At 71.2% G+C, this 26,533-nt stretch carries 22 protein-coding genes; 8 read left to right on the top strand and 14 right to left on the bottom strand.

Annotation, left to right across the window (positions count from 1 at the left end; genetic code table 11):
• Positions 1–46 precede the first annotated feature (46 nt).
• The 5 genes from GA0115234_RS02275 to GA0115234_RS02255 all read right to left on the bottom strand — a co-directional run bounded on the left by GA0115234_RS02275 (position 47) and on the right by GA0115234_RS02255 (position 7,461).
• Positions 47–2,263, bottom strand: a complete 2,217-nt coding sequence (locus GA0115234_RS02275) for a right-handed parallel beta-helix repeat-containing protein (protein WP_093539124.1) — start codon at positions 2,261–2,263, stop codon at positions 47–49.
• The gene (locus GA0115234_RS02270; protein ID WP_093539123.1) at positions 2,260–3,726 is read right to left on the bottom strand and encodes a M1 family metallopeptidase; all 1,467 of its coding nucleotides are present in this window, start codon (positions 3,724–3,726) and stop codon (positions 2,260–2,262) included. The genes GA0115234_RS02275 and GA0115234_RS02270 overlap by 4 nt, the downstream gene beginning before the upstream one ends.
• On the bottom strand, positions 3,723–5,396 hold the full coding sequence (locus GA0115234_RS02265; RefSeq protein WP_093539122.1) for an extracellular solute-binding protein: 1,674 nt from the start codon (positions 5,394–5,396) through the stop codon (positions 3,723–3,725). Before GA0115234_RS02265 ends, GA0115234_RS02270 begins: the two co-directional genes overlap by 4 nt.
• Before the next feature lie 108 nt (positions 5,397–5,504).
• Complete coding sequence (locus tag GA0115234_RS02260; RefSeq protein ID WP_093539260.1) at positions 5,505–6,365, bottom strand: carbohydrate ABC transporter permease; 861 nt, start codon at positions 6,363–6,365, stop codon at positions 5,505–5,507.
• A gap of 82 nt (positions 6,366–6,447) precedes the next feature.
• Positions 6,448–7,461, bottom strand: a complete 1,014-nt coding sequence (locus GA0115234_RS02255) for an ABC transporter permease (protein ID WP_093539121.1) — start codon at positions 7,459–7,461, stop codon at positions 6,448–6,450.
• 339 nt (positions 7,462–7,800) lie between these two features.
• On the opposite strand from GA0115234_RS02255, the gene GA0115234_RS02250 reads away from it, so the two are divergent.
• From GA0115234_RS02250 to GA0115234_RS02230, 5 genes are all read left to right on the top strand, one after another.
• The gene (locus tag GA0115234_RS02250; RefSeq protein WP_176729050.1) at positions 7,801–8,787 is read left to right on the top strand and encodes a hydroxyacid dehydrogenase; all 987 of its coding nucleotides are present in this window, start codon (positions 7,801–7,803) and stop codon (positions 8,785–8,787) included.
• A gap of 62 nt (positions 8,788–8,849) precedes the next feature.
• A complete protein-coding gene (locus GA0115234_RS02245; protein ID WP_093539119.1) occupies positions 8,850–9,944 on the top strand; it encodes a LacI family DNA-binding transcriptional regulator in 1,095 nt (364 codons plus the stop codon).
• Between the two features lie 156 nt (positions 9,945–10,100).
• Positions 10,101–11,504, top strand: coding sequence for a M60 family metallopeptidase (locus tag GA0115234_RS02240; protein ID WP_093539118.1), 1,404 nt, complete (start codon positions 10,101–10,103; stop codon positions 11,502–11,504).
• 83 nt (positions 11,505–11,587) lie between these two features.
• The gene (locus GA0115234_RS02235) at positions 11,588–13,951 is read left to right on the top strand and encodes a polysaccharide lyase 8 family protein (protein WP_093539259.1); all 2,364 of its coding nucleotides are present in this window, start codon (positions 11,588–11,590) and stop codon (positions 13,949–13,951) included.
• A gap of 33 nt (positions 13,952–13,984) precedes the next feature.
• Positions 13,985–15,895 carry a DUF2264 domain-containing protein gene (locus GA0115234_RS02230; RefSeq protein WP_093539117.1) on the top strand — a complete coding sequence of 637 codons (1,911 nt, stop codon included), beginning with the start codon at positions 13,985–13,987 and terminating at the stop codon, positions 15,893–15,895.
• A 29-nt stretch (positions 15,896–15,924) separates the two neighbouring features.
• Here GA0115234_RS02230 and GA0115234_RS02225 read toward each other — a convergent pair whose 3' ends face one another.
• The 7 genes from GA0115234_RS02225 to GA0115234_RS02195 form a co-directional block, all read right to left on the bottom strand.
• Entirely contained in the window at positions 15,925–16,512 is a 588-nt protein-coding gene (locus tag GA0115234_RS02225) for a GAF domain-containing protein (protein ID WP_176729048.1), read from the bottom strand.
• Positions 16,509–17,147 (bottom strand): GTP-binding protein, encoded by a 639-nt coding sequence (locus GA0115234_RS02220; RefSeq protein ID WP_093539116.1) that lies wholly within the window; start codon positions 17,145–17,147, stop codon positions 16,509–16,511. Before GA0115234_RS02220 ends, GA0115234_RS02225 begins: the two co-directional genes overlap by 4 nt.
• Before the next feature lie 346 nt (positions 17,148–17,493).
• Positions 17,494–17,865 carry a DUF742 domain-containing protein gene (locus GA0115234_RS02215; protein WP_093539257.1) on the bottom strand — a complete coding sequence of 124 codons (372 nt, stop codon included), beginning with the start codon at positions 17,863–17,865 and terminating at the stop codon, positions 17,494–17,496.
• 2 nt (positions 17,866–17,867) lie between these two features.
• Positions 17,868–18,302: a roadblock/LC7 domain-containing protein gene (locus GA0115234_RS02210; protein ID WP_093539115.1), complete on the bottom strand. Its 435-nt coding sequence runs from the start codon at positions 18,300–18,302 to the stop codon at positions 17,868–17,870.
• 7 nt (positions 18,303–18,309) lie between these two features.
• The gene (locus tag GA0115234_RS02205) at positions 18,310–20,259 is read right to left on the bottom strand and encodes a sensor histidine kinase (RefSeq protein ID WP_176729047.1); all 1,950 of its coding nucleotides are present in this window, start codon (positions 20,257–20,259) and stop codon (positions 18,310–18,312) included.
• Between the two features lie 372 nt (positions 20,260–20,631).
• Positions 20,632–21,867, bottom strand: a complete 1,236-nt coding sequence (locus tag GA0115234_RS02200) for an MBL fold metallo-hydrolase (RefSeq protein WP_093539113.1) — start codon at positions 21,865–21,867, stop codon at positions 20,632–20,634.
• 99 nt (positions 21,868–21,966) lie between these two features.
• The gene (locus GA0115234_RS02195) at positions 21,967–22,407 is read right to left on the bottom strand and encodes a PPOX class F420-dependent oxidoreductase (RefSeq protein WP_093539112.1); all 441 of its coding nucleotides are present in this window, start codon (positions 22,405–22,407) and stop codon (positions 21,967–21,969) included.
• 159 nt (positions 22,408–22,566) lie between these two features.
• On the opposite strand from GA0115234_RS02195, the gene GA0115234_RS02190 reads away from it, so the two are divergent.
• Positions 22,567–23,130, top strand: a complete 564-nt coding sequence (locus GA0115234_RS02190) for a carboxymuconolactone decarboxylase family protein (RefSeq protein ID WP_093539111.1) — start codon at positions 22,567–22,569, stop codon at positions 23,128–23,130.
• A gap of 173 nt (positions 23,131–23,303) precedes the next feature.
• A complete protein-coding gene (locus tag GA0115234_RS02185) occupies positions 23,304–23,894 on the top strand; it encodes a TetR/AcrR family transcriptional regulator (RefSeq protein WP_093539110.1) in 591 nt (196 codons plus the stop codon).
• 65 nt (positions 23,895–23,959) lie between these two features.
• Here GA0115234_RS02185 and GA0115234_RS02180 read toward each other — a convergent pair whose 3' ends face one another.
• Complete coding sequence (locus tag GA0115234_RS02180) at positions 23,960–24,961, bottom strand: DUF6745 domain-containing protein (RefSeq protein ID WP_093539109.1); 1,002 nt, start codon at positions 24,959–24,961, stop codon at positions 23,960–23,962.
• A gap of 88 nt (positions 24,962–25,049) precedes the next feature.
• Positions 25,050–25,376: a hypothetical protein gene (locus tag GA0115234_RS02175; protein ID WP_093539108.1), complete on the bottom strand. Its 327-nt coding sequence runs from the start codon at positions 25,374–25,376 to the stop codon at positions 25,050–25,052.
• A gap of 200 nt (positions 25,377–25,576) precedes the next feature.
• On the opposite strand from GA0115234_RS02175, the gene GA0115234_RS02170 reads away from it, so the two are divergent.
• The gene (locus GA0115234_RS02170; RefSeq protein ID WP_093539107.1) at positions 25,577–26,533 is read left to right on the top strand and encodes an STM4015 family protein; all 957 of its coding nucleotides are present in this window, start codon (positions 25,577–25,579) and stop codon (positions 26,531–26,533) included.

Raw genomic sequence — 26,533 nt, 5'->3', positions numbered from 1 at the left:
CTCCCGCCGGGCAGGCCCGATGCCGCCCGGCGGGAAGAAACAGCCACTACGGGTGGACGAGCACCTGGGACAGTGCCACGCGTCCGGTGCCGGAGGTCACGATCTTCACCGTGCGGGTGCGGCTGTCCAGGTTCAGGACCGTCGGACGCAGCGCCTTCCCGCTGACATGGACCGTTGTGTCGTCCGTGACCACGTCGAAGTCGGCGGTCGTGGCGGAGGCGTTGTTCCAGATCTCGATCTGGCGGACGCGCTGCTTGCCGCCCAGGTCGGCCTGCCACCAGGCGCCCGCCTCGGAGAGCGTGCGGGTGTCCGTGTTGGTGTCGCCGTCCAGGGCGAGCTCCGCGCCCGCCGTGCCCTCGGTGGAGGACTGGGTGGCCGTGCCGGTGCGGGCCAGGTCGGTGCGCAGTTGCTCGACCGGGCCGCCGTGGGCACCGGCCCGGCGTGCGACGGCGAGGGCCTCGGCCGGCAGCCGGTCCAGGCCGGTGAGGTTGTCCGTCATGACCGAGCCGGTGCCGCCGAGGGCGGGCGCGGCGGTGTCGGTCCAGTTGCCCCGGGCGGTGTTCCGGATGCCGTAGTCCGCCCAGTTCGAGACCCACTTGTAGCCGATGCGGGTGATGACGTTCTTCTCCACGACGATGTGCGAGGACTGTTCGTCGAGGTAGATGCCGTTGCCGTCGCGCTCGGTGTTGCCGAAGGCGGAGCGGTTGATGTAGTTGCCGGAGACGACCGTGCCCGGCTGGGCGCCCTGGGTGTAGATCGCGCCGCCGTCGTGCTGTTCCTGGGCGACCTCCATGACGTCGGTGATCCGGTTGCCGGTCACCTTGTTGTCGCGCAGGACGGACTTCTGGGACTCGGGCTGGTTCCAGCCCCAGCCGACGGAGATCCCGGAGTACGGGAGGTGGTCCAGGCTGTTGTGGTCGACGGTGAGCCCGGCCTCGTACCCGGCCCAGATGCCCACCGAGTCGGTGTACTCGACGCCGGAGCGGGTGATGGTGTTGTACGCGACGGTGTTCCGCTCCCCCGCGAGCGCCGCCGACGGCATCGGTTCGGTGTCGCCCACGTAGACGGCGCCCGAGGACAGGTCGGTGAAGGTCGAGCGGGTCACCGAGCTGTCCTTGGTGCCCGCTTCGAGGATCGCGCCCGCCCCGCCGAGGCGGCCGAACCGGGCGTTCTCGATGCTGACGCGCTGTCCGCCGCGGACGGTCACCGCGGCGGTGGGCTTGGTGTAGAAGCGGCCCGCGTGGTCGACGGGGCCGGTGGCTCCGGTCAGGGTGAGACCGGCCTGCATGCCCGCGTAGCCCTCGTCGGTGCCGGGCTGACGGTACGCCGCGTACGCGAAGCCGATTCCGCTGACGGTGATGTCATGGGCGCCGTCGACGACCAGCAGCTGTTCGGTGTGCGGGGTGACGGCCCGCGCGTGGCGCATGTTCTCGCCCTTGCGCGGCAGGTACGTGACGGTGCGGCCCTCGGAGTTCCAGACGAACTCGCCCGGCTGGTCGAGGAGTTCGGGGGCGTTCTCGAAGAAGGCGACGCCGCTGTAGCGGGTGGAGTCGACCGTGGTGGAGTCCCAGGCGGGTCCGGTGCGGTCGGTGCCGCTCGCCGAGTTGGTCCAGCAGGGCTGGGCGAAGGTCATCACATCGCCGTTCACGCCCGTGATCCGGCAGTGGTAGTTGCGCCAGCGGACCCGGATGACGGCCTCGGCGTCGGTGGGGCGCTGCCACTGGGCGATGCCCGTGGCGACCGCGCCGGTCATCCCGGTCTTCGTGGCGTCGCAGGTGCTCGCCGCGCAGGCCTCGCCGCGAGCGCGGGTCGCGCGGTGGCCGTCGACGAAGAGCTGGCGGGGGACGACGCCGGCGGGGACCGCGGCGGTCCAGGTGCCGTCGGCGTTCCGCCGCCAGCCGGTGATGTCCTGTCCGCCGGAGAGGACGGGGCGGGCGCCGGGGGCCGCGGTCCAGGTGACGGTGTGGCCGTTCTTCCCGGAGTCGGCGGCGCCGAGCTCCAGGGGCCGGTCGAGCTCGTACGTGCCGCTCTTCAGCAGTACGCGTACGTCGCGGCCGGTCTCGGTGCGGGCCCGGTCGCGGGCGCCTTCCGGGGTGCAGGGGCGGGCGACCGTGCAGGAGGTGCCGTGTCCGTCCGGGGCCGCGTACAGGGTGCGGGCACCCGGGGCGGCCTGGGCGGCCGGGGCCGCGAGGAGGGCGGCCAGGACGGCGGCGGAGGCGGCAGCGGCGGTTCCTCGTACGACGTTCAGGGAGCGGCGGTTCACGCGGAGGCCTTCCAGTCGGGGTGGCCGGGCATGGGCGGGTTCACGGCTCCGAAGAGCCAGTCGCGCAGGAACGGATCGAGGGACCGGTCGCCGGTGACGTCGACGGTGTGCCGGATGAAGGCCTCGCTGGTGTACGTGGAGTCCTTGAAGCGCTTCACCCACTCGCGCATGACCTTGTCGAACTTCCGCTGACCGATCCGGAGGCTCAGGGCGTACAGGACGAGGGCGCCACCGTCGTAGATATTGGTGCCGCCGAGCGCCTTGGGCAGTCCCGGCGGGCCGTCGGCGGCGCGGACCGCGTCGAGCTTCTCGTACGTCGCCTTCATCTTGTCCTCGAGGACCGACCAGCCGCGCTCCTCGCCGTACAGACCGGCGTAGTACACGGCGGGCCCCTCGTTGAGCCAGGCCTGTTGCCAGTCGTTCGGGGTGACGGAGTCGCCGAACCACTGGTGGACGAGCTCGTGGACCATGGTGGTCTCGTAGCCGGGCCGGCCGTTGGCGTCGGGCTTGAACCAGTTGGTGGAGAACAGGGAGAGGGTCTGGTTCTCCAGGGCGTCGGTGTAGCCGTCGTAGATGTGGACGCCGTAGACGGAGAACGGGTAGCGGCCGAACTTCGCCTCCAGCCAGGCCAGATGGTCGGCGGTACGGGCGACGATCGGGCCGTACTTGTCCTCCTGGCCCTGGGGGACGATGTGGCGCAGGGGGAGTCCGCGGGGGCCGGTCCCGTAGAGATAGGTGCCCTTGACGACGGCGATGCCGATGAGTTCGGTCGCCATGCGCTCGCGCAGGGCGAAGTGCCAGACCGTGGAGCCGTCGGCGCGCGGTGTCCTGTGGAGCAGTTCGCCGTTGGCGGCGGCGACATAGCCCTGCGGGGCGCTGATGTGGAAGGTCCAGGTCGCCTTGTCGGACGGGGTGTCGTTGCAGGGCAGGAAGGTGTCGGCGCGCGAGGACTGGGCGGCGGAGGCGAAGCCGCCGTCGGAGCCGAACTTCCATCCGGTCAGGCCGAGTCGGGGTGCCTTGCCGTTGCCCCGGTAGCGGACCTCGATGGTGAACGCCTGCCCGTGGTGGAGCGGTCGGGCGGGGGTGATGGTGAGCTCCTGGCCGCTCTGGCCCGGCGTGAGCTCCCAGGCGGCGGGGCGGCCGGCGACGGTCACGGAGTCGATGGTGTGGCCGTCGGTGTCCAGGTTGAACGCGGAGAGGTCCTGGGTCGCCTTGGCGTCGATCCGTACTGCGGCGGTGAAGTCGTAGGTGACCGGGGTGAAGTCGAAGGTCAGGTCGTAGTGGACGACCTGGTAGCCACCGTTGCCGAGGGTCGGGAAGAGCGGGTCGCCGACGCCGTTCGAGCCCGGCTTCGGGTCGAAGCCGTGCGACCGGGCGGAGGCGGGCGAGCCGAGTGCGGGTACGGCGACGGCCGCGGCCACCGCCGCGCCGCCGAGCTTCAGGGCCGAGCGTCGGGTCGTCACTTCTTCCCCTTCTGGAAGGCTTCCTCGAACTCGCCGCGGGCCTGCTCGCCGCCCTTGGCCAGGTAGTCCTTGACGAGCTGGTCGTAGGCGGACATGGGCTTGCGGCCCGCGATGATGTCCTTCAGCGCGTCGCCCTTGAGCGTGTTGAGGCTGCCGGAGCCCTTGGAGTCCCAGGTGGGCGAGGAGTACTGGAGGGTGGGGTCCGGCACCATCATCGGGATCATCCTGGTGAAGGTGTCGTGGACGTGGCGGACGCCCTGCTCCGAGTCGGCGCTGAAGATGGCCGGGACGGCGGAGGCCATGAACTTCCAGGGCACGGTGACGTCCTGGGTGCCCTGCTTGGTGAGCGCCGGGTTGCCCTTGGCGTCCCGGGTGAAGTCCTTGCCCTCCACACCGTAGTTGATGAGCGTGTACTCCTGGCTGCCGAACGGGGAGGCGGCGAAGTCGGCGAGGGCCAGGATCTCCTTGACGCGGTCCCCGGCCGCCTTCTTGATGTGGGTGTTCTGCAGCGCGACGTTGTCCATCCAGGCGACGGCGTCCTTGCCGACCGGCACGAACGGGCGCGGGTCGTACTTCTTGTCGATCGCCTTCATCGCGGCGATGTAGCCGACGCCGGGTGCCAGGTAGGTGGGCATGCCGTCGTAGACGTAGGCGCCCTTGCCGTTCTTGAACATGTCCGTGTACTGGGCCTTCTGCGCCCCGGACATCTGGAGGGTGCCCGGGTAGTAGCAGCCGGCCTTGTACAGCAGCCGGGCGGTCTCCACCGCCTTGCGGTACTCCGGGGTCTCCAGGTCGGCGGTGAACTTGCCGGTCTTCTCGTCCAGCCGCCAGAAGTTGGGCGCGCCCGCGGACATGGCGAGCATGCTGGTGGCGCCCGCGATGATGGCGTACTGGTCCTTCTTGGGCCGGGTCAGCTCCTTGCAGACCTCGACGAAGCGGTCGAGGTCGGTGATCTGGTCCAGGCTCGTGACACCGACCTCCTCGAACAGGTCGTGCCGGTAGAAGCCCGCGCCGCCGGTGCCGGTCCTGGCGATCGGGATGCCGTAGAGCTTCCCGCCGAAGATGGCGGACTGCCAGGCGCCCTTCGGGATCGCGGCCAGGTTCGGGTAGTCCTTGATCTTGTCCCCGGCGAGGTACGGGGTCAGGTCGGCGCACTTGGCCTGGAGGAAGGCGGCCTTGTTGTCGACGCCGCCGCTCTCCGGGTACATGAAGAGGTCGGGCAGGCTGTCGCTGGCGACCATGGTGGAGAACTTGGTGCCGTAGTCGTCGGCAGGGACGGCGGTGATGTTCACCTGGCCGCCGAGGAGCTTCTCGATCTCCTGCCAGGCGGCGTTGCCGCCGCGCGCGGGCGGCGGCGGGGAGAAGGTCTCCATGGTCGCGCTGATCGGCTGGGCCCCCTTGAGCGGGGTGTTCTTCGTGGCGCGCAGCGGCTTGGCCGGATAGCTGAAGAAGCCCTGCGGAACGCCGGCCGCGGTGCCCGCCAGGTCGGGCTTGAGGCCGATGTTGCGGACCGCGCTGTCGGGCAGCAGCGAGGCGCTCTTGGCCTCCGCCTTCGCGGTCGTGCCGCCGTCGCCGCAGGCGGCGAGCAGCGGGGCGGCGGCCAGTCCCAGACCGACGCCCGCACCCATACGGAACAGTGCTCTGCGATTGATGGGGGTGGAGCTCGACACCTGAATCTCCTTGGAAGAGAGGGGAAGGAAGGAGTGGGGGGCGGTGGCTGCGGCCAGAGACGGTCGGTGGCCTCCGATCGTGCGACCGGAGGTCGGCCCGACGGCCTCTCAGCCCTTGACGGCGCCGGTGAGCACGCCCTTGGTGAAGTAGCGCTGGAGGAACGGGTAGACGCAGAGGATCGGTACGACGGCGATCACCAGCACCGCCATCTGTACGGCCTGCTGCGGGGCGAGCACCTCGCCGGCCGAGGCGGCGTTCAGGCTCTGGCCCTGGAGCACATAGGTGCGCAGCACCATCGGCAGCGGCCACTTGTCGGAGTCGTTGAGGTACAGGAGCGAGTTGAAGAAGGCGTTCCAGTACGTCACCGCGTAGAAGAGGCTGATCACGGCGAGGACTGCCTTGGACAGCGGCAGCACGATCCGTACCAGGACGCGGAAGTCTCCGGCCCCGTCGACCTTCGCGGCGTCGTACAGCTCCTCCGGCAGGCTCATGAAGAAGGACCGCAGGACGACCAGGTTGAAGGCGCTGACCAGGGTGGGCATGACGAGCGCCGCGTAGGTGTCGTACAGGCCGAGGCCCTTGACCAGCAGGAAGTTCGGGATGATGCCCGCGTTGAAGAGCATCGTGAACAGGGCCGTCATCAGGATGAGGCGGGAGCCCGTGACATCGCGCCGGGAGAGTCCGTACGCCATGCCCACGGTGACCAGGAGGCTGGCGAGGGTGCCGAGCACGGTGATGCCGACGGAGACGATGAGCGCCCGGGTGACGACCCCGCCGGTGAAGATGGTGCGGTAGGCGTCCAGGGTGGGGTGGTCCGGCCACAGGACGAGGCCGGAGCTCTTGATGATGTCGGTCTGCGAGGCGAAGCTCGTGCCGATGACACCGACCAGCGGGTAGGCGACGGCGAGTACGACCACCACGATGGCGACCGCCTTCGCGGTCTGTCCGATGCGGGTGGGCCGCTCCATCCACGGCGGACGGCCGTCGGACTTCCGGGCGGGGGCGGGGCGGGGCGCCGGTACGGTGGATTCCGTCGTGGCGCGCTTCTTCTCAGCGGTCAGCACCGCGGTACACCCCTTCGTGGCCGAGTCGGTGGGCGAATTTGTTCGCGCCCAGGACGAGTGCGGTTCCGATGACCGCCTTGACGAGTCCGACGGCGGCGGCGACGCCCCAGTCGTTGTCCTTGATGCCGTGGTAGTAGACGTAGGTGTCGAGGACTTCACCGGCGTCCGGGCCGACCGCGTCGCGCTGGAGCAGGATCTGCTCGAAGCCGACGGAGAGGATCTGCCCGAGGTTGAGGATCAGCAGCAGGATGAGCACCGGGGCGATGCCCGGCAGGGTCACGTGCCACAGGCGGCGCCGGGGTCCCGCGCCGTCGATCGCGGCGGCCTCGTACTGCTGTTTGTCGATGTTCAGCAGCGCGGCGAGGATGATGATCGTGCCCCAGCCTGCGTCCTTCCAGGCGACCTGGAGGGTCAGCAGCCAGGGGAAGGCGTCGGGGTCGCTCATCATGTCGTACCGCGGCAGCCCCAGACCGCCGAGGACGTCGGGCAGGAGCCCGGCGCCGCCCAGGATCTGCTGGAAGATCGAGACGATGATGACCCAGCCGATGAAGTGCGGCAGATAGACGACGCTCTGCACGAAGCGCCGGATCCGGTCGCTGGCGATGCTGTTGAGCAGCAGGGCCAGGGCGATCGGGATCGGGAAGAAGAACACCAGCTGGACGAGGGCGATCTCCAGGGTGTTGAACGTCGCGGACCAGAAGGCCGGCTCGCTGAACGCCGCGGAGAAGTTGGCGAACCCCACCCAGACGCTGTGCATGTAGCCGAGGTACGGCTGGTAGTCCTGGAACGCCACGACGTAGCCGAGCAGCGGTATGTAGTGGAAGACGACGAAGTACAGCAGACCGGGCAGGGTGAGCAGCAGCATCACCCGGTCCCGCTTGATCCGCTGCCAGAGGCTCAGCCTGCGCTGTGCGACAACGGCCCCGGCGGCTGGCGGGGAGGGTGTTTCAGCCTTCTGCCGCCGCTTTTCCCGCGGCAACGGGGGTGCTGTTTCAGCCATGGTGCGTCCTGTTCGGCTGGGTGGCGCGTGGTGGGCCTTCTGGGGCCGCAAGTTAGTAAGCGGTTAACCCAAGCGTCAAGAGATCCAGGCAAAAGTCGTTGAGTCGCGATGATCAGGCGGCCGAATCCAGTACCCCGTACCGGCAAATATGCCATAGAAATGGACAGTTCAGAGGGGTGAGAGCTTGACGGTCGGCCATCACGCTCCCTAGCGTGCCGGTCATCCCATAGAACGCGATTACTGTCCGGAGGCAGGGTGCGAACCACCGAAGAGGCACCGGCTCATTCCGGTAGCGAGGCTGCGGCACCGTCCCCGCGACGGCCGCGCACGCTCCTGGTCATGAGCCCCGGACTGCTCGACGACGTATTCCCGCCACCCGTACGGGCCCTTCTGGAAGAGACCGCGGACCTTCTCGACCCGTCCGTGATCAGCGAGTTCGACTCCCCGGAGGCCACCGCGGCACTGAGCGGGGCCGAGGTCCTGCTCACCGGCTGGGGCTGCCCGCCCGTCGACACCGAGCTGCTGGACCGGGCGCCCTCGGTGCGTGCCGTGATCCATGCGGCCGGCACGGTGAAAACGTTTCTGTCCCCGGTTGCGTTCGATCGCGGGATCGTCGTCTCGTCGGCCGCCGCCGCCAACGCCGTACCGGTCGCCGAGTTCACCCTGGCGGCGATCATCATGGGCGCCAAGCGGGTGTTCCCGCTGGCCGGGCTCTTCCGCACCCGGCGCACCCACCGCACCGGCGCCGACCTCGACCGGCAGCACTGGCTGGGCACGCACGGGCTGACCATCGGGGTGATCGGGGCCTCCCGGATCGGCCGCCGGGTCATCGAACTCCTCCAGGTCCTCGACGCGGAGGTGCTGCTCCACGACCCGTACGTCACCGCGGCCGAGGCGGAGCTGCTCGGCGTCACCCCGACCGACCTCGACACCCTGATGGCCACCAGCGACGTGGTGACCGTGCACGCCCCCGACACACCGGAGACCCGCGGGCTCGTCGACGCCCGCCGGATCGGCCTGATGCGCCCCGGCACCCTGCTCGTCAACACCGCCCGCGGCCCCCTGGTGGACACCGAGGCGCTGACCGAACACCTGGTCAGCGGGCGGCTGGACGCGGTCCTCGATGTGACGTCGCCCGAACCGCTGCCGCACGGCCACCCCCTGTGGGACCTGCCGAACGTCTTCCTCACCCCGCATCTTGCGGGTGCCCAGGGCAACGAGGTGGGGCGGCTCGGCGCACTGGCCGTCGACGAGCTGGCGCGGTACGCGCGCGGCACACCGTTCGACCACCCGGTGCACCGGGCCGACCTGGGGAGGATCGCGTGACTCCCCGGCCCCCGCAGGCTCTAGGCTCGGCGTCACACAACAGCCAACTGGGGGTGAGCCGGATGCGCCGGCAGAGCACAGCCGCGGACGGACAACGGCGCGCGACGGTCACCGACGTCGCGCGGCGCGCGGGCGTATCGACGGCCACGGTCTCCCGCGTGCTGAACCGCAACTACCCGGTCGCCGAGGCGACCCGGGAGCGGGTCGAGTCCGCGATGCGTGAGCTCGGCTATGTCGTCAACGCCCACGCCCGCGCCCTGGCCGGTGTCTCCAACCGCACCGTCGGCATCATCGTCAACGAGGTCATCGATCCGTTCTACGCGTACATCGCGCGCGGTGTGGAGCGGGAGGCGGCACTGGGCGGGCGGCTCTGTCTGGTCTGCTGCACCCAGGGCGACCCGCAGCGGGAGCTGGCCTTCATCGATCTGATGCACGAGCGCAGGGCGGACGCGGTGGTCGTGGTCGGCGGCTCCATCGCGGACCGCGGCTACACCACCGAACTGGCCCGCCGGGCACGGGAGCTGGACGCGGGCGGATCGAAGCTGGTGCTGTGCGGCAGGCCGCCGTTGGGCGAGCAGGCCCCGACCGTCGCGGTCGAGTACGACAACGAGGGCGGCGCCTTCGCCATCACCGACCATCTGCTGATGCAGGGCCACGAGCGGATCCTCTACCTCGGCGGCCCGCCCAAGCTCTCCACCACCCGCGACCGGCTGGCCGGACACCAGCGGGCACTGCTGCTGCGCGGCATCGCGGCGGACCCCGAGCTGGTCCGGCCCGGTGCCTTCAGCCGCAGCTTCGGCTACCGGATGATGGCCGAAGTGCTGCGGGAAGGAACGGACTTCACCGCGGTCTTCGCCGCCAACGACATGGTGGCCGCGGGCGCGGCGCAGGCGCTGGAGGAGGCCGGGATCCGGGTGCCGAAGGACGTGTCCCTGGTGGGGTACGACGACATTCCGGTGGCCCAGGAGCTGCGGCCCCGGCTGACCACCGTCCATGTCCCGCTGGAGGAGATGGGGCGCCAGGCAGTGCGGCTGGCCGTCAGCGGCGGGGACGAGGACGACTGGCGCGAGCCGACCACGGGGGCGCTGCGGCTCGGTACCCACATCGTGGTACGCGATTCCGTCGCGCCGGGGCCCGGCCGTTCCACCGGTATGTGACCGGTTACTTCCCGCCTGTCCACAGTTGGCCATAGAAAATCACAGTAACTTCGTACCCCCTCTTGCCCCTGGATAGCAACCGCTTACATGCTGGCGCCGAGCAGCACCGTTCCGCACGCTTCCGCCCCTCACTCGTTTTCGCAGGGAGAGTTCCGCATGCGCATGCCCACAGACTCCGCCGGCTCGTCCACCGTTCCCACCCCCGCCACCTCCCCCATCGGCCGGCGTTCCGTTCTCGCCGCGGCCGCCGGTGCCGGAGCGGCCATCGCCCTGGGCGCCACGGCCGGAACAGCCCACGCCGCCGACGCACCCGGCGCCGGACCGGACCGCCGGGCCGGCCGCCCGGTCAAGCTGACCGTGACCGCCCGGCCCGCCGCCGAGGCCGAACGGCTGCGGCTCGGACAGGCCCTGCGCGGCTCGGAGTTCCAGCCCACCGGCCTGTACGTCCCGGCCGGCACCCCGCTCTCCCTCACCGTCCAGCCCCACGACGGTCTGCTGCCCACTCTCTGGATCGGCGCCTGGGACTACTACGGCGAGGTCACCGAGCCCCGCAGCTATCCGCTGACCAAGGGGGCGAACACGGTCACGGACCCGCACGGCGGCCCGGCCTACCTCACCCTGACCGGCCACGGCGAGCGGGCCGGTGTGCTGATCCGCTCCGGTGCCCTGCCCATGCCGGTCTTCACCCTGGGCCGCACCTCGGAGGCCGACTACCAGCGGCAGCTGGACACACTCACCGCATCGCCCTACGTCGAACTGCACGCCCCGCACACGATCATGACGCTGACCCGTGAGGGTGCGCTGCTGTACCGGGGCGAGGACCATGCCGCGCTGCTCGGACTGGTCGAGACGATCATCGACTCCCACGCCCGGATCAGCGGCCTGGACGGCTCCAGGCCGGTGCACCGGCGCAAGGCCGGTCCGTACCACTTCACCGAGGTCAGCAAGGTGCCCAGCGGTGTCGGCGCCTACGCCACACACGGCTACAACGGTTTTCCTCGCGCCTACCTGGACCGGGCCACGACCGTGGAGGGGCTGCGGACGCGGGGCTGGGGGCTCTACCACGAACTCGGCCATCTCCACCAGCAGATGGCGTACAAGCCCGGCGGTCTGACCGAGGTCACGGTCAACATCTACTCGCTGGCGGCGCAGCGCACCCTGAAGCAGCCGTCCAACCTGCTCACCGTCGACCCGAAGACGGGGCTCACCTACTTCCAGTCGGCACGGCTGAAGTTCGGCACGGCCGGGCTGACCTACGAGAAGTCCTTCGGCGCGTACGAGAAGCTCGTCCCGCTGCGCCAGCTGGAGCTGGCGTTCGGCGACGACTTCTGGCCCCGGCTGCACAAGCTGGTCCGCGAGGAGAACCCGCAGTCCGACTACACCGAGAACGACAAGCGCTACCGGGCCCTCGCCACCTGCTCCAGCCGGGTCGCGGGCTACGACCTCACGGACTTCTTCGTGAACACCTGGGCGTTCCCGATCGACGCCACAGGCAGGGCCGAGCTTGCCGCGCTGAACCTGCCGAAGCCGCCCGTCGACCCGGCCACGCTGGCCGACTGAGCGCGGCACCGAGGGAGTTCACCGTGAATCTCAGCAGACGCACCCTGCTCGCGGCGGGCAGTGCCACCGCCGCGACCGCTCTCATGACATCGACCGGCACGGCGCACGCCTCCCCCGCCGCGGACACCACCGCCGGGGCCCCGGCCACCGCAGATGTCGACACCCTGCTCAAGCGGGCCGAATCACTGCTCACCGGCGGCGGGTTCGACCCGGCCGACCCCGATTTCACCACCGCGGTCGAGGCCCTGGACACCACGGCCGAGGAGCTGTGGGACACCCTCGACCGCGGCGCCGCCCGCACCGCGCTCTGGCCGGACCTCGCGCCACTCACCGACCCGGGCAACTTCGGCCAGAGCTATACCCGGCTGCGCACCCTCGCGACCGCCTGGGCCACCGAGGGCACCTCCCTCGCGGGATCACCGCAGGTGGCGGACGCCCTCGTCGCCGCGCTGCGCTTCACCCACGACACCGCGTACAACCCGGCCAAGCGGGAGACCGGCAACTGGTGGTTCTGGGAGATCGGCGCCCCGCGTGCGCTGATGGACTGTTCCGTCGTCCTGCGCGACCGGCTTCCCGCCGCCGACCTGGCGGACTATCTGGCGGTCGTCGACCGGTTCTGCCCGGACGCGGACCGCCGTACCAACTCCCCCACGCTCTCCGAGACCGGGGCGAACCGCACCGACAAGGCCGTCATCGTGGCGCTGCGCGGGCTGCTGGGACGGGACGCGGCCAAGCTCGTCTCGGCCCGCGACGCGCTGTCCGACGTACGCGACTCGGGACGCAACAGCCTTTTCCGGTACACGAGTTCGGGGGACGGCTTCTACGAGGACGGCTCGTTCGTCCAGCACGACGTGGTGGCCTACACCGGGTCGTACGGCATCGTGCTGCTCGGCGGCACGGCGTATCTGCTGGCCCTGCTGGCGGGCTCGGAGTGGGCGGTGACCGACCCGAAGGTGTCGGTGATGTACGACGCCGTCGAGCGGACCTTCGCCCCGGTGGTCTTCGACGGGCTGATGATGGACTCGGTGCGCGGCCGGGCCGTCTCCCGGGAGCGCACCGGTGACCACCGCGACGGCGCCACGGCCCTGGCGGCGATCCTGCTGCTGGCCTCCGGCGCGCCCGCCGCGTACGCGGAGCGCTGGCGCGCCCTGGTCAAGGGCTGGCTGACCCGCAACCGCACCACCCCCTTCGCGACGCTCGCGACACTGCCCCAACTCGCCCTGGCCAAGGCCGTCCTGGACGACACGGGCGTGCCGGCCGGACCGCGCGACACGGGCAGCCATGTCTTCGCCGACATGGACCGCGTCGTGCACCGCCGCCCCGGCTGGGCCTGCGCGCTGTCCCTGTCGTCGAAGCGGATCTCGGCGTACGAGGCGGGCAACGGCGAGAATCTGCACGGCTGGTACACCGGCGACGGCATGACGTATCTGTACGACGGCGACGACCTCGGGCAGTTCAACGACGGCTTCTGGCCGACCGTCGATCCCTACCGCCTCCCCGGCACCACGGTCGACACCCGTCCGCGGACCGATCTCGGCACCGGCGCGGGCACGTCCACCTACCGTCCCGCCAACGCCGTCGCGGGCGGTGCCGTGCTGGACGGCCGCTACGGCGCCGCCGCGATGGAGCTGATCGGCGCCGAGGGCACCACCCTGCGGGCCAGGAAGTCGTGGTTCCTGCTCGACAACGCGGTGATCGCGCTCGGCGCGGGCATCACGGCGAGCGACGGCCGGACGGTCGAGACGATCGTCGAGAACCGCAACCTGGGCACGGACGGACGCCACCGGCTGATGGTCGACGGCGTCCGCCAGCCGGCCGATCAGGGCTGGAGCGACGCGTTCGGCCGGGCCCGATGGGCCCATGTAGACCGGGTGGGCGGCTATGTCTTCCCCGGCACAACCGCCCTGCGGGCCCTGCGCGAGCAGCGCACCGGCACCTGGCGGGCCATCGACACCGGGGCGGACACGGGCGGCAGCACCGACCCGGTCACCCGCCGCTATCTGACGCTCTGGACGGACCACGGCCCCTCCCCCGCCGACGCCCACTACGCCTATGTGCTGCTGCCCGGCGCGTCGGCCGCGGCGACGGCGGTCTGGTCACGGTCCCGGCCGGTCCGGATCGTCGCCAACGACTCCACCGCACAGGCCGTGGAGGCACGCCGGGAAGGGCTGACAGCGGTGAACTTCTGGCGCGCCGGTACGGCGGCCGGGATCACCTCGTCGGGCCCGGCGTCGGTCCTCGTGCAGCGCCGCGGCGCGCACATCCGCGTCGCGGTCGCCGACCCGGGACGGACGCTCACCACCCTCTCGGTCGAGCTGCCGTTCCCCGTACGGTCGGTGGTGACGGCCGATGACTCGGTGAGCCTCGTCCCGGGCCGCAGGCCCGTACTCACCGTCGCCGTCGGCGGCTCGCGCGGCCACACCCACCGGGCCGAACTCAACCGGTAACCCACTCCGCACCACCCGAGGAGCAGCACCACCATGTCCGTCGCACCGCATCTGCACCTGCCGCCGCCCGACCGGCTCCTGTCCTCACGCACCGGCTGGACCCGGGCCCACTGGGAGGCGACGGCCGACCGGATGCTGGATGCGCTGATGCCGTACGCGACCCCCGGCTTCGCCCAGTACCGGCTACCCGGCCGCGGCAGCTGGTCGGGGGTCGTCTCGGACGGTCTCGAAGGGTTCGCCCGGTCGTTCCTGCTCGCCGCCTTCCGGATCGCAGGCGCGGGCGGGGCGGTGGACCCCGCGCTGATCGAGCGGTACGCGGTGGGGCTGGCCGCGGGCACGGACCCCGGCAGCGGGGAGGCGTGGCCGAAGCTGACCGACTGTTCGCAGCAGATGGTGGAGGCGGCGTCGGTCGCGGTGGCGCTGCACGAGACCCGGCCGTGGATCTGGGACCGGCTGGACGCCCGGGTGCAGGAGCGGGTCGTCGACTGGTTCTCCGGGTTCGTCGGCGGGCGCACCTGGGACAACAACTGGCGGCTGTTCCAGGTGGTGTCCGAGCAGTTCCTCGCCTCGGTCGGGGCGCCGTACAGCCGCTCGGACATCGAGTCGAACCTGGACAGGATCGAGGACTGGTACGTCGGTGACGGCTGGTACACCGACGGGGACGGCCGGAACTTCGACTACTACATCGGCTGGGCCATGCATCTGTACCCGCTGCTGTGGTCGCGGATCGCGGGCGGCGACGACGGCGGCAGGACGGAGGTCTACCGGCAGCGGCTCAGCCGCTTCCTGGAGGACTATCCGCACTTCTTCGGCTCCGACGGCGCGCCGGTCCACCAGGGCCGTTCGCTGACGTACCGGTTCGCCGCCCTGGCGCCGGTGTGGATGGGGGCGCTGGCTGACTGCACCCCGCTGGCGCCGGGGCTCACCCGCCGGCTCGCCTCGGGCACGATGCGGCACTTCGCGGAGCGCGGTGTACCGGACGAACGGGGGCTGCTGACGCTCGGCTGGTACGACACGTTCCTGCCGAGCACCCAGCCGTACTCCGGCCCCGCCTCGCCGTACTGGGCGAGCAAGGGCTTCCTCGGGCTGCTGCTGCCGGCCGACCATGCGGTGTGGACGGCACGCGAACTCCCGCTGCCCATCGAGGAGTCCGACCGGTACACCGCGCTGCCGGCCCCCGGCTGGCTGCTGCACGGCACCCGCGATGACGGCATCGTCCGGCTGATCAACCACGGCAGCGACCACAATCCGCCGTTCGACGAGTCGGCCGACCCGTCCGAGGGCACGGACGATCCGCACTACGCCAGGTTCGCCTACTCGACGGCGACGGCGCCCGAGGCCGCCCCGCACGCCGTGGCACGCTCCATCGACAATCATCTGGCGCTCGTGGCACCCGACGGCACTCCGTCGCCGCGCCGCCGGATCCATCCGCTGCGCTGCGAGGACCGCGTCGCGGCCTCCTGGTACGCGGCCCGGCTGCCCGGTGACGACCATCCGTACCGGATCGAGACGACGAGCGTGCTGCACGGTCCGTGGGAGATCCGGGTGCACCGGGTCGAGGCGCCGGAGGGCGTAGTGGTGCGGGAGGGCGGTCACGCGGTCTCCCATGCGAGAAGCCCGTTCGCCCTGTCGGGTCCCGACTGGGCACTCGCCCGCACGGCCGACGGCCTGAGCAGCGCCCTGGTCGCGCTGCACGGCTGGGACGGCGGTACGGAGACGGCCGCGGTGGCACGTGATGTCCAGTCCAATGCGTACGGGCCGCATTCGGCGATCCCGTATCTGCGCAGCGGGCCGCACCCGGGCGGGCGGAGCGTCCATGTCTCGCTGGTCGCCCTCTCCCGGGACACCCTGCATCCGGAGGCGCTGCGCGACGCGGTGCGGGTGCGAGTGGGTGCGGACTCGGTGGTGCTGACCTTCCTGGACGGGACGACGGTCGACGTCTGAACACGTTCGGGGTCCGACCACGGTCGACCTCAGATTCCGAGGCCGTTCCCCTCCCGCTGATCGATGTGCCCGACGAGCTCCAGGGCCAGGGACTTGATCGTGTCGAGCCCCGCCCTGCCCCAGGGGCGGGGCACGGTGTCGACCGCGCAGACGGCGCCGAGGGCGACGCCCGTGCGGTCGATGAGGGGTGCGCCGAGATAGGAGCGGATGCCTATTTCGTCGACCACCGGATTGCCCGCGAACCGCGGATAGTCGCAGACGTCCTCCAGGACGAGCGCCTTGCGCCGGACGACGACATGCGGGCAGTAGCCGCGGTCGAGCGCGACGTACCGGCCGCTGCGGCTGCTGCCCGCGGCGGCGGCGCCCAGGTCGGAGCCGTTGTGCGTGCCGGCCGGGGTGTGCAGCCCGGCGAAGAACTGCCGGTTGCCGTCGATGAAGTTGACCATCGAGAAGGGCACTTCGGTCACCTCGGCCACCCGGTCGGCGAAGGCGTCGAAGTTGTCGAACGACGCGTCGGCACGTTCCCCGAGCCCGAGCGCTCTCAGCCGCCGGGTGCGCACGACGGCATCGTGGTCGACGGGTGTGAGCAGCATGCGGCCGGTGGCGTCCCGGGTCACGGGCGGGCTCCGAAGCCGGTCAGCGGGGCCGGGGCGGAGGTGGCGTTGATCAGGTGCTGGACCAGGGTGACCAGCGCCCCGGTGCCCGAGCTGGCGATCCGGGCGTCGCAGAGCACCACCGGTACGTCAGGCCCCAGGTCGAGTGCGGCCCGGATCTCCTCGGGTGCGTAGCGGTAGGCGCCGTCGAACTCGTTGACCGCGACGATGAATCCGATGCCGCGCCGCTCGAAGAAGTCGACGGCGGCGAAGCACTCGGCGAGCCGGCGGGTGTCCGCGACGACGACCGCTCCCAGTGCTCCCTGGGAGAGTTCGTCCCACATGAACCAGAAACGTTCCTGGCCGGGGGTTCCGAACAGATAGAGGACGTGCTGTTCGTCGAGGGTGATGCGGCCGAAGTCCATCGCGACGGTGGTGGAGGACTTGGACTCGATGCCGTCGAGGCTGTCGGTGGCTGCGCTGACCTGGGTCAGCAGCTCCTCCGTGCTCAGCGGTGCGATCTCGCTGACCGCGCCGACGAAGGTCGTCTTGCCGACGCCGAACCCGCCTGCCACCAGCACCTTGAGCGCGACGGGAAAGCCCTCGGAGCCCGTGGGGCCGTCGGCCCCGGAGACGTCCTGGGTGGCGCCGGGGTCCACGTGGCCGGGCCCGGCCGCGTAGCTCAACGTATCCGCGTGATTTTGCGGGTCACCGCGGCTCTCCCCGTAGACTCGTGTGTCTCCGAAACCCTGCGCGTCTCCGAAGCCCCGTGCGTCTCCGTGTTTCTGCGCGTCGCCATGGCCTTCCCCGTAGCCCCGCGCGTCCCCATAGCTCCGCGCGTCCCCGTAACCCGGTGCGTCACCGTAGCTCCGCCCGTTTCCGTGGTTTCCCGGGTGTCCGTAGCTCTCCGGGCCCCCGTAGCCCTCCGGACGGCCATGGCTTCCATGGCCTGCGAAGCCCTCGGAGCTTGCGTTGTTCTCGTACACGGCAGAGCTGCCGAAGCCGTCAGAGCTGTCGTCGTAAGCCATCGAGCACTGCCTCCAGCAGAGATCGGTCGGTGGGCATGTCATGGAAGGCGGGCGGATGCGCGGTCACTGCCCCGCAGTCGACCAGGTCGGAGACGAGCACCTTGGTGACGACTGCGGGCAACCGCAGATGGGCGGCGATCTCGGCCACGGAGGTGGGGCCGCCGCACAGCCCCAGTGCGACGGAGTGCTCGGGACCGAGATGGGTCTGTGGCTCGGTCCCCGTGGCCATGACCAGCGAGAGCAGATCGAGCACGGCCGTGGGACGGGTACGGCCGTTGCTCACGGTGTACGGGCGGATGAGCCGGCCGGCCGCGTCGTCGAGCAGCGGCCCGTCCTGTGGGACCGACACCCTCACAGCCCCGTGGTGCCGGGGGCCCCGGCCGCTTGTCTCACGGGCGTCATCAGATAGGGCCGGACGCTCTTCACCAGCATGGTCATCTCGTAGCCGAGCACCGCCGCGTCCGCCTCGCGTCCGGCGAGGACCGCGAGGCAGGTGCCGGAGCCGGCGGTGGAGACGAACAGCAGGGTCGAATCGAGCTCGACCACCACCTGCCGGACCTCGCCGCTGTCGCCGAACCGCGCACCCGCGCTGCGGCCGAGCGAGTACAGGCCGGCGGCCAGCGCCGCCATGTGGTCGGCGCTGTCGGCGTCCATGCCATGAAGGGATTTCACCAGCCCGTCGGCGGAGAGGAGGACCGCGCTGCGTGTGTACGGGACACGCTGGACCAGCCCGCTCAGCAGCCAGTCGAGGTCCGAGACCTGACCGGACGGCATATCGGTCGTCATGGTGCATCTACTCCTTGGAGGTGTTCGTATCGAGGGTGTCGTCGGCCGGGCCCGGGACCGTGCCCGAGGGGTACGGCGCGACGGTCGCGGTGAGGCCGCGCACCGGCAGCGGTGCGAGCGGGGCGGCGGGCTGCCAGGACTGCGCGGTCCCCGCCGCTTCGGGGCCGGTGTCCGATTCGGGGGCGGTGCCGTCCTCGGATTCGCTGCGGGCCTCGGCGAGTTCGATGCCCCGCCGGAAGGCCGCCACGAGTCCCGGGTCGTGCAGGGCCTGTTCGTCCTCGGTGCGCGGGGCCGGGGCCTCCCTGAGCTGCGGGACGAGGTGCTCCTGGTGGGCGCGCCTGGGCAGTTGGGGCCGCCCCATGGTGCCGCGGACGGCTCCGGGCTCGGAGTGGAGCGCGCCCGGGACGTCGTCCGTGGGCCGGTTTCCGGGGCGGGTCCCGGCCGGGTCTGGACGGTCCGGTCGCTCGGCCCGGAGCGGGAGCGGTGGGGCCCCGTCCTGTCCCTGTGCCTGCTGGGGTGGTTGGTGCAGACGCAGCGGCTGGCTGGGAACGTACGGCTGACGGCCGGTGTTCGCCTGCGGACCCGGTGCGGCGCCCGGCCCCGGAGTCAGGCTCGGGTTCGGGTGCGGGGTGGAGCGGCTGCCCCTTCCGCCCTCGGCCGGTGGACGGTGCGCGGGGCCGGGGGGCGGGGCCGGAGCCGCGCCGCCCTCGGCCGGAGCGTCCCCGTCCAGGCCCAGCAGGGACTGCGGGAGGACGAGTACGGCCTGAGTGCCTCCGTAGATGTTGCTCTGCAACCGGACCGCGATGCCGTGCCGGCGGGCCAGTGACGCGACGACGAACAGTCCGATCCGGCCGTCCTGCAGCAGATGGGCCACATTGACCCGGTCGGGGTCGGCGAGCAGGGCGTTCATCCGCTTCTGCTCGTTGCCCGGCATGCCGAGTCCCCGGTCCTCCACTTCGAGGGCCAGTCCGGCGGTGACCTGCTGGGCACGCAGCAGCACCTGGGTGTGCGGCGCGGAGAACACGGTGGCGTTCTCCACCAGTTCGGCCAGCAGATGGATCACGTCCGCCACGGCGTGACCGCGCAGCGTGCCGTCGATCGGCGGCACGAGCTTGACTCGTGGATACTGCTCGACCTCGGCGATCGCCGAGCGCAGCACCTCGGTCATGGTGACGGGGTTGCTCCACTGCCGCCGCGACACCGCACCGCCGAGGACGGCGAGGTTCTCGGCGTGCCTGCGGATGCGGGTGGCGAGATGGTCGACGTGGAAGAGGCCCTTGAGCAGATCGGGGTCCTCGACCTCGTGCTCCAGCTCGTCGAGCAGCTGGATCTCGCGGTGCACGAGCGACTGCAGCCGACGGGCGAGGTTGACGAAGACCTCGACCTTCTGCTCCTCGCCGGAGTGGTCGAAGAGCTGGGACGCCTGGACGACCGCGGCCACGGCGACCTCCTGCTGGCGGCCGAGTTCCTGGGCGAGCAGCTCGAAGGCGTCACTGCCCGGAGCGGCGGGTTCGGCGGGCCTGCGGGCAGGCACCGGTTCGCCGTTGCGGAGCTGTTCCAGGACGCGTTGCAGCTCGGCCTGGCCCTGCGCGCTGGCGCGGCGGAGTGCCAGACAGCGACCGAAGACGGTGGTGGCGACGCGGTTGGCGGCGAGGTACGCGGCCAGCACCGCGGCGAGCGCCAGCGCACCGGCCGCGCCCAGCGCGATCAGGAGTTCGGTGGAGAACCGGGCTCCGGTGGCGCGGACGGTGAAGATGACCGCTGCCGCTCCGCTCAGTACCGCCACCACGGTCGGCAGCACCGCGGTGCGCAGGAGTTGAGGGCGTATACGCGCCTCGGGGGACGGCTGGGCGGCGCGCGGTCTGCCCGTGGCCGAGTGGGAGCGGGCGCCCGGTCGGCCGTGCCGTCCGCCCTCTCGGCGTTCCGGTCGCGCTTCGGGTGCGCGAAGTTGAGACATCAGTGTCCTCGGTACGTGGCGCACCTGGAATCGGCGTTCATGCGGTGGCACCTACGGTGGTCGGTCAGGCTCGGTTCAGCGGTCGGGCGGGCTCGAACGTCATGAGCCCACCGTTGATCACCGGCCACACACGGTAGTCGTCCATCGCGCGGGCGTGGCGGCGAGTTGTCGAACTTGCCCGCCATCCGTCCCGCTCTGGTATGAGCTTTCGCACGGTCGACCGATTACGTCGCATTGACACCTGGTCGGCGGGCACCCGAACGGCCTACGGATGCGAACCCCTGAACACAGAGAGGGGCTCGGCCCGTCCGGTCATGCCGGACGGGCCGAGCCCCTCGCCGTCTGAAAGCTCCCCGGGTGCTCCGTACGCCGCTACGCGGTCGGCGCCACCTCGGCGTGGTCCGCCTCCGCCGCCGCGTCCTCGGGCGCCCGGCCCGGATCGGCCGACAGGTCCGCGATCCTGGCCGCCCCGGCGGGCCGGTGCTCCAGCGGCTGCGGCGCCACCGCCCGCCACCAGGGCTCGGAGGGAAGGGACCGCGCCGTGGGCTCGAAGGGCTCGCCGGGCCGCGGCAGCGCGACCCGGGCGCCCGCGTCCTGGGCGGCGGCGAGGGTGCCCTCGCCGGGCTCGGCCCACGGGTGCGGGGCGAGATTGAAGGTGGCCCAGTGGATCGGCAGCATCGCCCCGAGCGGCTCGCCGCCCTGGAGGTCCAGATGGGCCCGCATTCCCTCGGCCGGTGTCATGTGGATGTCGGGCCAGTACTCGGAATAGGCACCGATCTGGATCATCGTGGCGTCGAACGGGCCGTGCTCGGCACCGATGTCCTTGAAGCCGGGGAAATAGCCGGTGTCGCCGCTGTGGTAGATCCGGTGCTCGGGCCCGGCGACGGCCCAGGACGCCCACAGCGTGTGCTGCTGGTTGCGCAGGCCGCGGCCGCAGAAATGCCGCGCCGGGGTGGCGGTCAGACCGATCCCGGCGATCTTCGTGGTCTCGTTCCAGTCCAGCTCGCGCAACCGGTCGGCGGACACGCCCCACCGCTCCAGGTGGGCGCCGACTCCGAGCGGGACGGCGAACACCGTGTCCGTACCGGCGAGGGCCTTGATCGTCGGCAGATCGAGGTGGTCGTAGTGGTCGTGCGAGATCACCACCGCGTCCACCGGTCCGAGCGCGGCCAGCGGCAGCGGTACGGGGTGCAGCCGCTTGGGCCCGGCGAAGGCGAAGGGCGAACAGCGCTCGCCCCAGACCGGGTCGAAGAGCACCCGTCGGCCGTCGATCTCGGCGAGCACGCTGGAATGGCCCATCCAGGTGAGCCGCAGCCCGGTGGCGGGCGGCTCGGCGAGATCGGCGTAGGTGGTGGCGTGAACGGGCACGGTGCCGACCGGCGCCCTGCGTGCCCGCTCCTCCTTGCGGAAGTAGACCTTCGCGAACTCCAGTGTGGACCCGGACGGCCTGGTCCGTGCCCCCACCGGATTCTGGAAGACACCGTCGGCGAAGTTGGGCGACCGGCGGATGCGCTCCAGGCGGGCCCCGTCCGGATCCGCGCCGAATGCGGCGGGGCGCAGCGAACGCAGCCGGGTACGGAGCGGAGGCAAGGGGTCGGCGCCGGTCACATCATCTCCTGGGGGAGTCGGTGTCGTCTCATTATGGACGGGGGGCAGGACAGTGCGAGTGCGGAGGATCCGCGGGGCCGGAGTCCGGACCGGGCCGCGTCAGCCACGCGGCTGCCCGTACACGTGCTCGATGGGGAGCCGCAGCACGATGCGCCGGTCCCGGACCATCGCCCTGCGGTAGTCGTCCCAGTCGGGGTGTTCGCCCTGGACGTCACGGTAGAGCGCGATGAGCTCCTCCACCGTCGCGTCGTGCGGATCGGCGGCGACCGGGGACAGCTCGGCGGTGGCGTCGACGACCGTCCACGCCCAGCGGTCCGCGCTGGTGACGTGGTAGCTCGCCCGGGGGTCGCGGCGGAGGTTCTTCGTCTTCGCCCGGTCGTCGGTGATCGAGACGCGGACGATGCGCTCCTGGGGGTAGTAGAAGTGACTGACATTGGACAGCTGGGGTCTGCCGTCGCGCCTGAGTGTCACGAGCACTCCGCCGTTCTCCTCGGCGAGCAGCCCGAGCAGGGCTTCCTGCTGTGCGTCGAATCCCGTCATGCCGGATCCAACGTCCGCGCCCGCCGGAGGATTCCGTATCCGGCCGTATCTCCATGTCACATCCGGGGGAGGTCCATCCGTCACACCCGTGGAAGCAGCCTCCGGCGGTGTCCCACGAGCCGCCGGACGGCACCCGAGCCGTACCGAAGGAGACCGGCCATGACCGCCCGAATCCCGCTCGACCCGCCCCGTACCCTCCTCTTCCGCGCCGTGTCGTGGTACTCGAAGCGTGCGTACGGCAAGGTCATCGATCCGCTGCGGGCCAGTGCCCACCACACCGGGGTGCTGTGGGCCGGAGCCCGCTTCGAGCTGTCGGTGGGCCGGTGGAAGAAGCTGGACGCGCAGCTCAAGGCGCTGGCCGTGATGGCGTCCGCGACCACCATCGGCTGCGGCTGGTGCATGGACTTCGGCTACTGGGAGAACCACCGCCACGGTATGGACCCGCGCAAGCTGCGCGATGTGCCGATGTGGCGGGAGAGCGAGGTGTACACCCCGCTGGAGCGTGACGTCATGGAGTACGCCGAGGCGATGAGCGTCACCCCGCCGGAGGTCGGGGACGAGCTGGCGGAGCGGCTGCGGGCCGCGCTCGGCGAGGCGGCACTCGTCGAGCTCACGACGATGGTCGCGGTGGAGAACATGCGCTCCCGGACGAATTCCGCTCTCGGTCTGACCAGCCAGGGCTTCAAGGACCGGTGCGAGGTGGAACGCCCCGCCGAGCGCTGATCCGCGCAGACGGCGGGCGCTTGCGCCGTGGTTCTCGCGCCGGTGCGACGGGCGGGATACGCCGGCCCCGGGCGCCGGCCGTACCGGGGCGGGGCCGTACGCGGCTCCGCCCCGCGTCTTCCCGTGCGTGGCATATTCGTTAGGGTGACGCCGTGGCGAGAGTGCGGTTGAGCGTGGCGGAACGACGCGAAGAGCTCCTGCGTGCTGCCGTCGAACAGATCGAGGTGCGGGGAGTCGCGGCGGTACGGATCGCCGATGTGGCCTCCGTGCTCGGAGTGAGCAACGCGCTCGTGCTGTACCACTTCTCGACCAAGGAGAAGCTCGTCGCGGCGGCTTTCGCCCATGCCGCCGAGGCCGACCTCGCCCAGCTGCGCAAGGTCCTCGGCCGCCGCACCAGTGCGGTACGGCGGCTGCGCGCCGCCGTCCGCTGGTATGCCCCGACGGGGCAGGCCAAGGGCTGGCGGCTGTGGATCGAGGCCTGGGCCGCCTCGCTGCGCGATCCGGCGCTGCGCAATGTGGCCGGCGATCTCGACCAGCAGTGGAAGGCGGAGCTGGCCGAGGTCATCGAAGAGGGGGCCGCAGCCGGTGAGTTCCACTGCGACGACCCGATGTCCGCGGCCTGGCGGCTGACCGCCCTGCTGGACGGCCTGGCCGTGCAGACGACGTCGTACGCCGGTCCGCTCTCCCGGGCCACGATGCTGGCCTGGACCGACGAGGCGCTCGCCCGTGAACTCGGCATCGACCACGAGGCGCTGACGGCCTGACCCCGCCCGCCCCGTCGGCGGTCCGGGCGGTGGTCCGGCGGTGTGATCCGGGCGGCCGGTGGCGGTCAGGTCTGGCGCACGGGTGCGTACGCCTCGCCCTGGAGTCCGAAGGTCCACGCCACACCGTCCTTCGCGGTCCTCGTCCCGGGCGGCACCCGCAGCCAGTAGACACGGTGCGTGCCGTCCGGCTCGGGGGTGGAGTTGACCACCTCGACCATCACCACGTCCTCGTCGCCGTCCAGCGCGATCCGCCAGAGGACGCCCGTCTCGTCACGGTGGACCGGCTCCGCGCCGGATTCGGTGAGATAGCGGTCGTAGCCGTAGAACTCCAGCATCACCCGGCGCAGTTCCGCGTTCTCCTCCTCGCGTATCCGCTTCGGGGTGAGGGAGTTCAGCTCCTCCAGGAACGCGGCGGGCACAGGCATGCCCCGCCAGGCGTGGAGGGCGAAACCGTCGCGGTAGGCCAGGGCCGGGCCGTCCCCGCGGTCGAGCCGGCCCGCCTCGTCCCGGTGCAGCGCCTCCGGCCGCTCGCTGATCACCACGGCGCGCTCGTAGGGCCACCACCAGCCCGCGTGCCTGGCCACCTCCGCCAGTCCGTCGAGCCGGTCGCCCCGGCCGTCGAAGGCGGCGAGCCAGGCCGCGTCGTGCTGGCCCAGGACCGCGTCGAGCAGCACCAGCCGGACATCGGAGGCGTCCTCGGGGCGCTCCGAGAGGTCCGCGACCACACCGGCCCTGATCCGCTCGGCGAGTGCCGCGGTGGTCTCCCAGAGCTGTGCGCCAGTGGCGGACCACAGCGCGGACCAGCCTGCCGGGCCCAGTTCGTCGTACATCCGGCGCCGCTCCTGTGCCCACGGCCGGGTCCGTATCTCGTCGCGTACCGAGCGTCCGGCGTCGACGAGCTTCTCGACGGCCGCCACCGCGGCCCTCGGCGAATCGACCCAGACGATCCGCTCCGGCTCGGCGAGTCCTGCGCTGCGGTAGGCGAGCCGCAGCCCGTCCTCGGCCGCGGACCGGTCGGCCGCTCCGGTCGCCGCTGCCACGGCCCGCCATGAGTCCACGTACTGCATCGGTCTTCCCCGTCCCCTGTGTTCCTCGTGCTGCGTTCTGTGTGCTGTCTGCTGTGCGTGTCGTTCGCGGTGCGCCGTGCGCGCGCCGTCAGTCCGCGACGATGCGGATCGCCCCGGGTGTGTACTCCCGCTGGCGCACCACGCGGTACCAGCCCTTCGACAGCGGTATCGCCGCGTGCTCCTCGTGCACCACCCGGCCGCCTTCGGGAAGATGGAGCAGCATCGGCCCGAACGCCCCCGCCTCGCGCATCAGCCGGCCCGGCCCCTGGACCGCATGGGCATGGCCGGTGACCTCGCCGAGCGCGAGGACCATGCGGCCCCGGCCGTCCCTCGGCTCACCCGGCGCGTCCACGAGATGCGCGGGAACCGCCGACTCCTCCAACGACACGATCAGTACATCGCCCTGCCGGTACACAGACGTCTCCCTTCGAAGGCGGCACCCGCTGTGCCGGCCACGGAGAAAACGCTAAGGGGAGGGTCTGACAGTCGACCGGTGGCCGACCGCCCCGTCGCGTCGGTCGGGTCCGTCGCGGCGGTCCCGGCCGCGCCGTTGTCAGTGCGGCTTGATAGACCTTGTGGACATCAGCCGTCCCCCAGTACCAGGAGCCCAGGATCATGTCCGGTGTGGACCATCTGCACGAGTTTCTCGGCCTTCCCGCTGTCGACTTCCAGCACGCGACAGGTGAGGCGCCCGTGCAGGCCGCCGATGCGGCAGCCTGGCGTATCTCGGTCGATCCGTACGACGACGAGTCCGAGATGACCTGGGAGGAAGCCTTCCAGGCATTCCTGAAGGCGGTCGACCCGGCCGGGGTGCGCGCGCTGATCGTCGGTCAGTGGGGCGAGTCGTACGAGGTGACGTCGTCCTACCCGATCGATCTGATCATCGCCGCCGCGGACCGGCTGACCTCGCTGGAGGCCGTCTTCGTGGGCGACATGACCATGGAGGAGAACGAGATCTCCTGGATCGAGCAGTCGGATGTCACGGCGCTGCTGAACGCCTTCCCCGGTCTGCTCGAACTGGGTGTACGCGGCGGCACGGACCTGGTCTTCTCCCCCGCGAAGCACGAGCGGCTGCGTGCGCTGGCCATCGAGACCGGCGGACTGCCCGTCGGGGTGATCCGGGGCATCCTGGACAGCGAGCTGCCCGCCCTGGAGCGGCTCGATCTCTGGCTCGGCGTCTCCGCGTACGGGGGCGATGCCGATGTGGCCGACCTGGCCCCGCTGCTCTCCGGCACCCGCTTCCCCCGGCTCACCCACCTCGGCCTGCGCAACAGCGAGTTGCAGAACGAGATCGCGACGGCCGTCGCGAGCGCCCCGGTCGTCGCGCAGCTGCGCGTCCTCGACCTGTCGAACGGCACCATGGGCGACGAGGGCGCGGCGGCGCTGCTGGACGGCCAGCCGCTGACCCATCTCGAACGGCTCGATCTGCACCACCACTTCATGACCGAACCGATGGAGCGCCGGGTCGTGGCGGCGCTGAAGCCGCACGGCGTCCGGGTCGATGTGTCGGAGCGCGAGAAGCCCTGGGGCGACCGCGGTATCGAGGGCCGCTACACCTCGGTCTCGGAGTGA

This window comes from Streptomyces sp. DvalAA-43 (genome assembly GCF_900091725.1).
In the GTDB taxonomy this organism is placed as follows: domain Bacteria; phylum Actinomycetota; class Actinomycetes; order Streptomycetales; family Streptomycetaceae; genus Streptomyces; species Streptomyces pulveraceus.
The sequence above is the reverse complement of the archived record's forward strand: the minus strand, read 5'-3'. Positions and strand labels throughout refer to the sequence as shown.

What these genes read in the sequence shown, in the direction of transcription:
- GA0115234_RS02245 (WP_093539119.1), top strand. Translation starts at nt 8,850, where the DNA reads ATGCGCCGGCAGAGCACAGCCGCGGACGGACAACGGCGCGCGACGGTC.
- GA0115234_RS02250 (WP_176729050.1), top strand. Translation starts at nt 7,801, where the DNA reads ATGAGCCCCGGACTGCTCGACGACGTATTCCCGCCACCCGTACGGGCC.
- GA0115234_RS02235 (WP_093539259.1), top strand. Translation starts at nt 11,588, where the DNA reads ATGACATCGACCGGCACGGCGCACGCCTCCCCCGCCGCGGACACCACC.
- GA0115234_RS02180 (WP_093539109.1), bottom strand. Translation starts at nt 24,961, where the DNA reads ATGCAGTACGTGGACTCATGGCGGGCCGTGGCAGCGGCGACCGGAGCG.
- GA0115234_RS02205 (WP_176729047.1), bottom strand. Translation starts at nt 20,259, where the DNA reads ATGTCTCAACTTCGCGCACCCGAAGCGCGACCGGAACGCCGAGAGGGC.
- GA0115234_RS02260 (WP_093539260.1), bottom strand. Translation starts at nt 6,365, where the DNA reads ATGGAGCGGCCCACCCGCATCGGACAGACCGCGAAGGCGGTCGCCATC.
- GA0115234_RS02210 (WP_093539115.1), bottom strand. Translation starts at nt 18,302, where the DNA reads ATGACGACCGATATGCCGTCCGGTCAGGTCTCGGACCTCGACTGGCTG.
- GA0115234_RS02170 (WP_093539107.1), top strand. Translation starts at nt 25,577, where the DNA reads ATGTCCGGTGTGGACCATCTGCACGAGTTTCTCGGCCTTCCCGCTGTC.
- GA0115234_RS02190 (WP_093539111.1), top strand. Translation starts at nt 22,567, where the DNA reads ATGACCGCCCGAATCCCGCTCGACCCGCCCCGTACCCTCCTCTTCCGC.
- GA0115234_RS02240 (WP_093539118.1), top strand. Translation starts at nt 10,101, where the DNA reads ATGCGCATGCCCACAGACTCCGCCGGCTCGTCCACCGTTCCCACCCCC.
- GA0115234_RS02195 (WP_093539112.1), bottom strand. Translation starts at nt 22,407, where the DNA reads ATGACGGGATTCGACGCACAGCAGGAAGCCCTGCTCGGGCTGCTCGCC.
- GA0115234_RS02255 (WP_093539121.1), bottom strand. Translation starts at nt 7,461, where the DNA reads ATGGCTGAAACAGCACCCCCGTTGCCGCGGGAAAAGCGGCGGCAGAAG.
- GA0115234_RS02230 (WP_093539117.1), top strand. Translation starts at nt 13,985, where the DNA reads ATGTCCGTCGCACCGCATCTGCACCTGCCGCCGCCCGACCGGCTCCTG.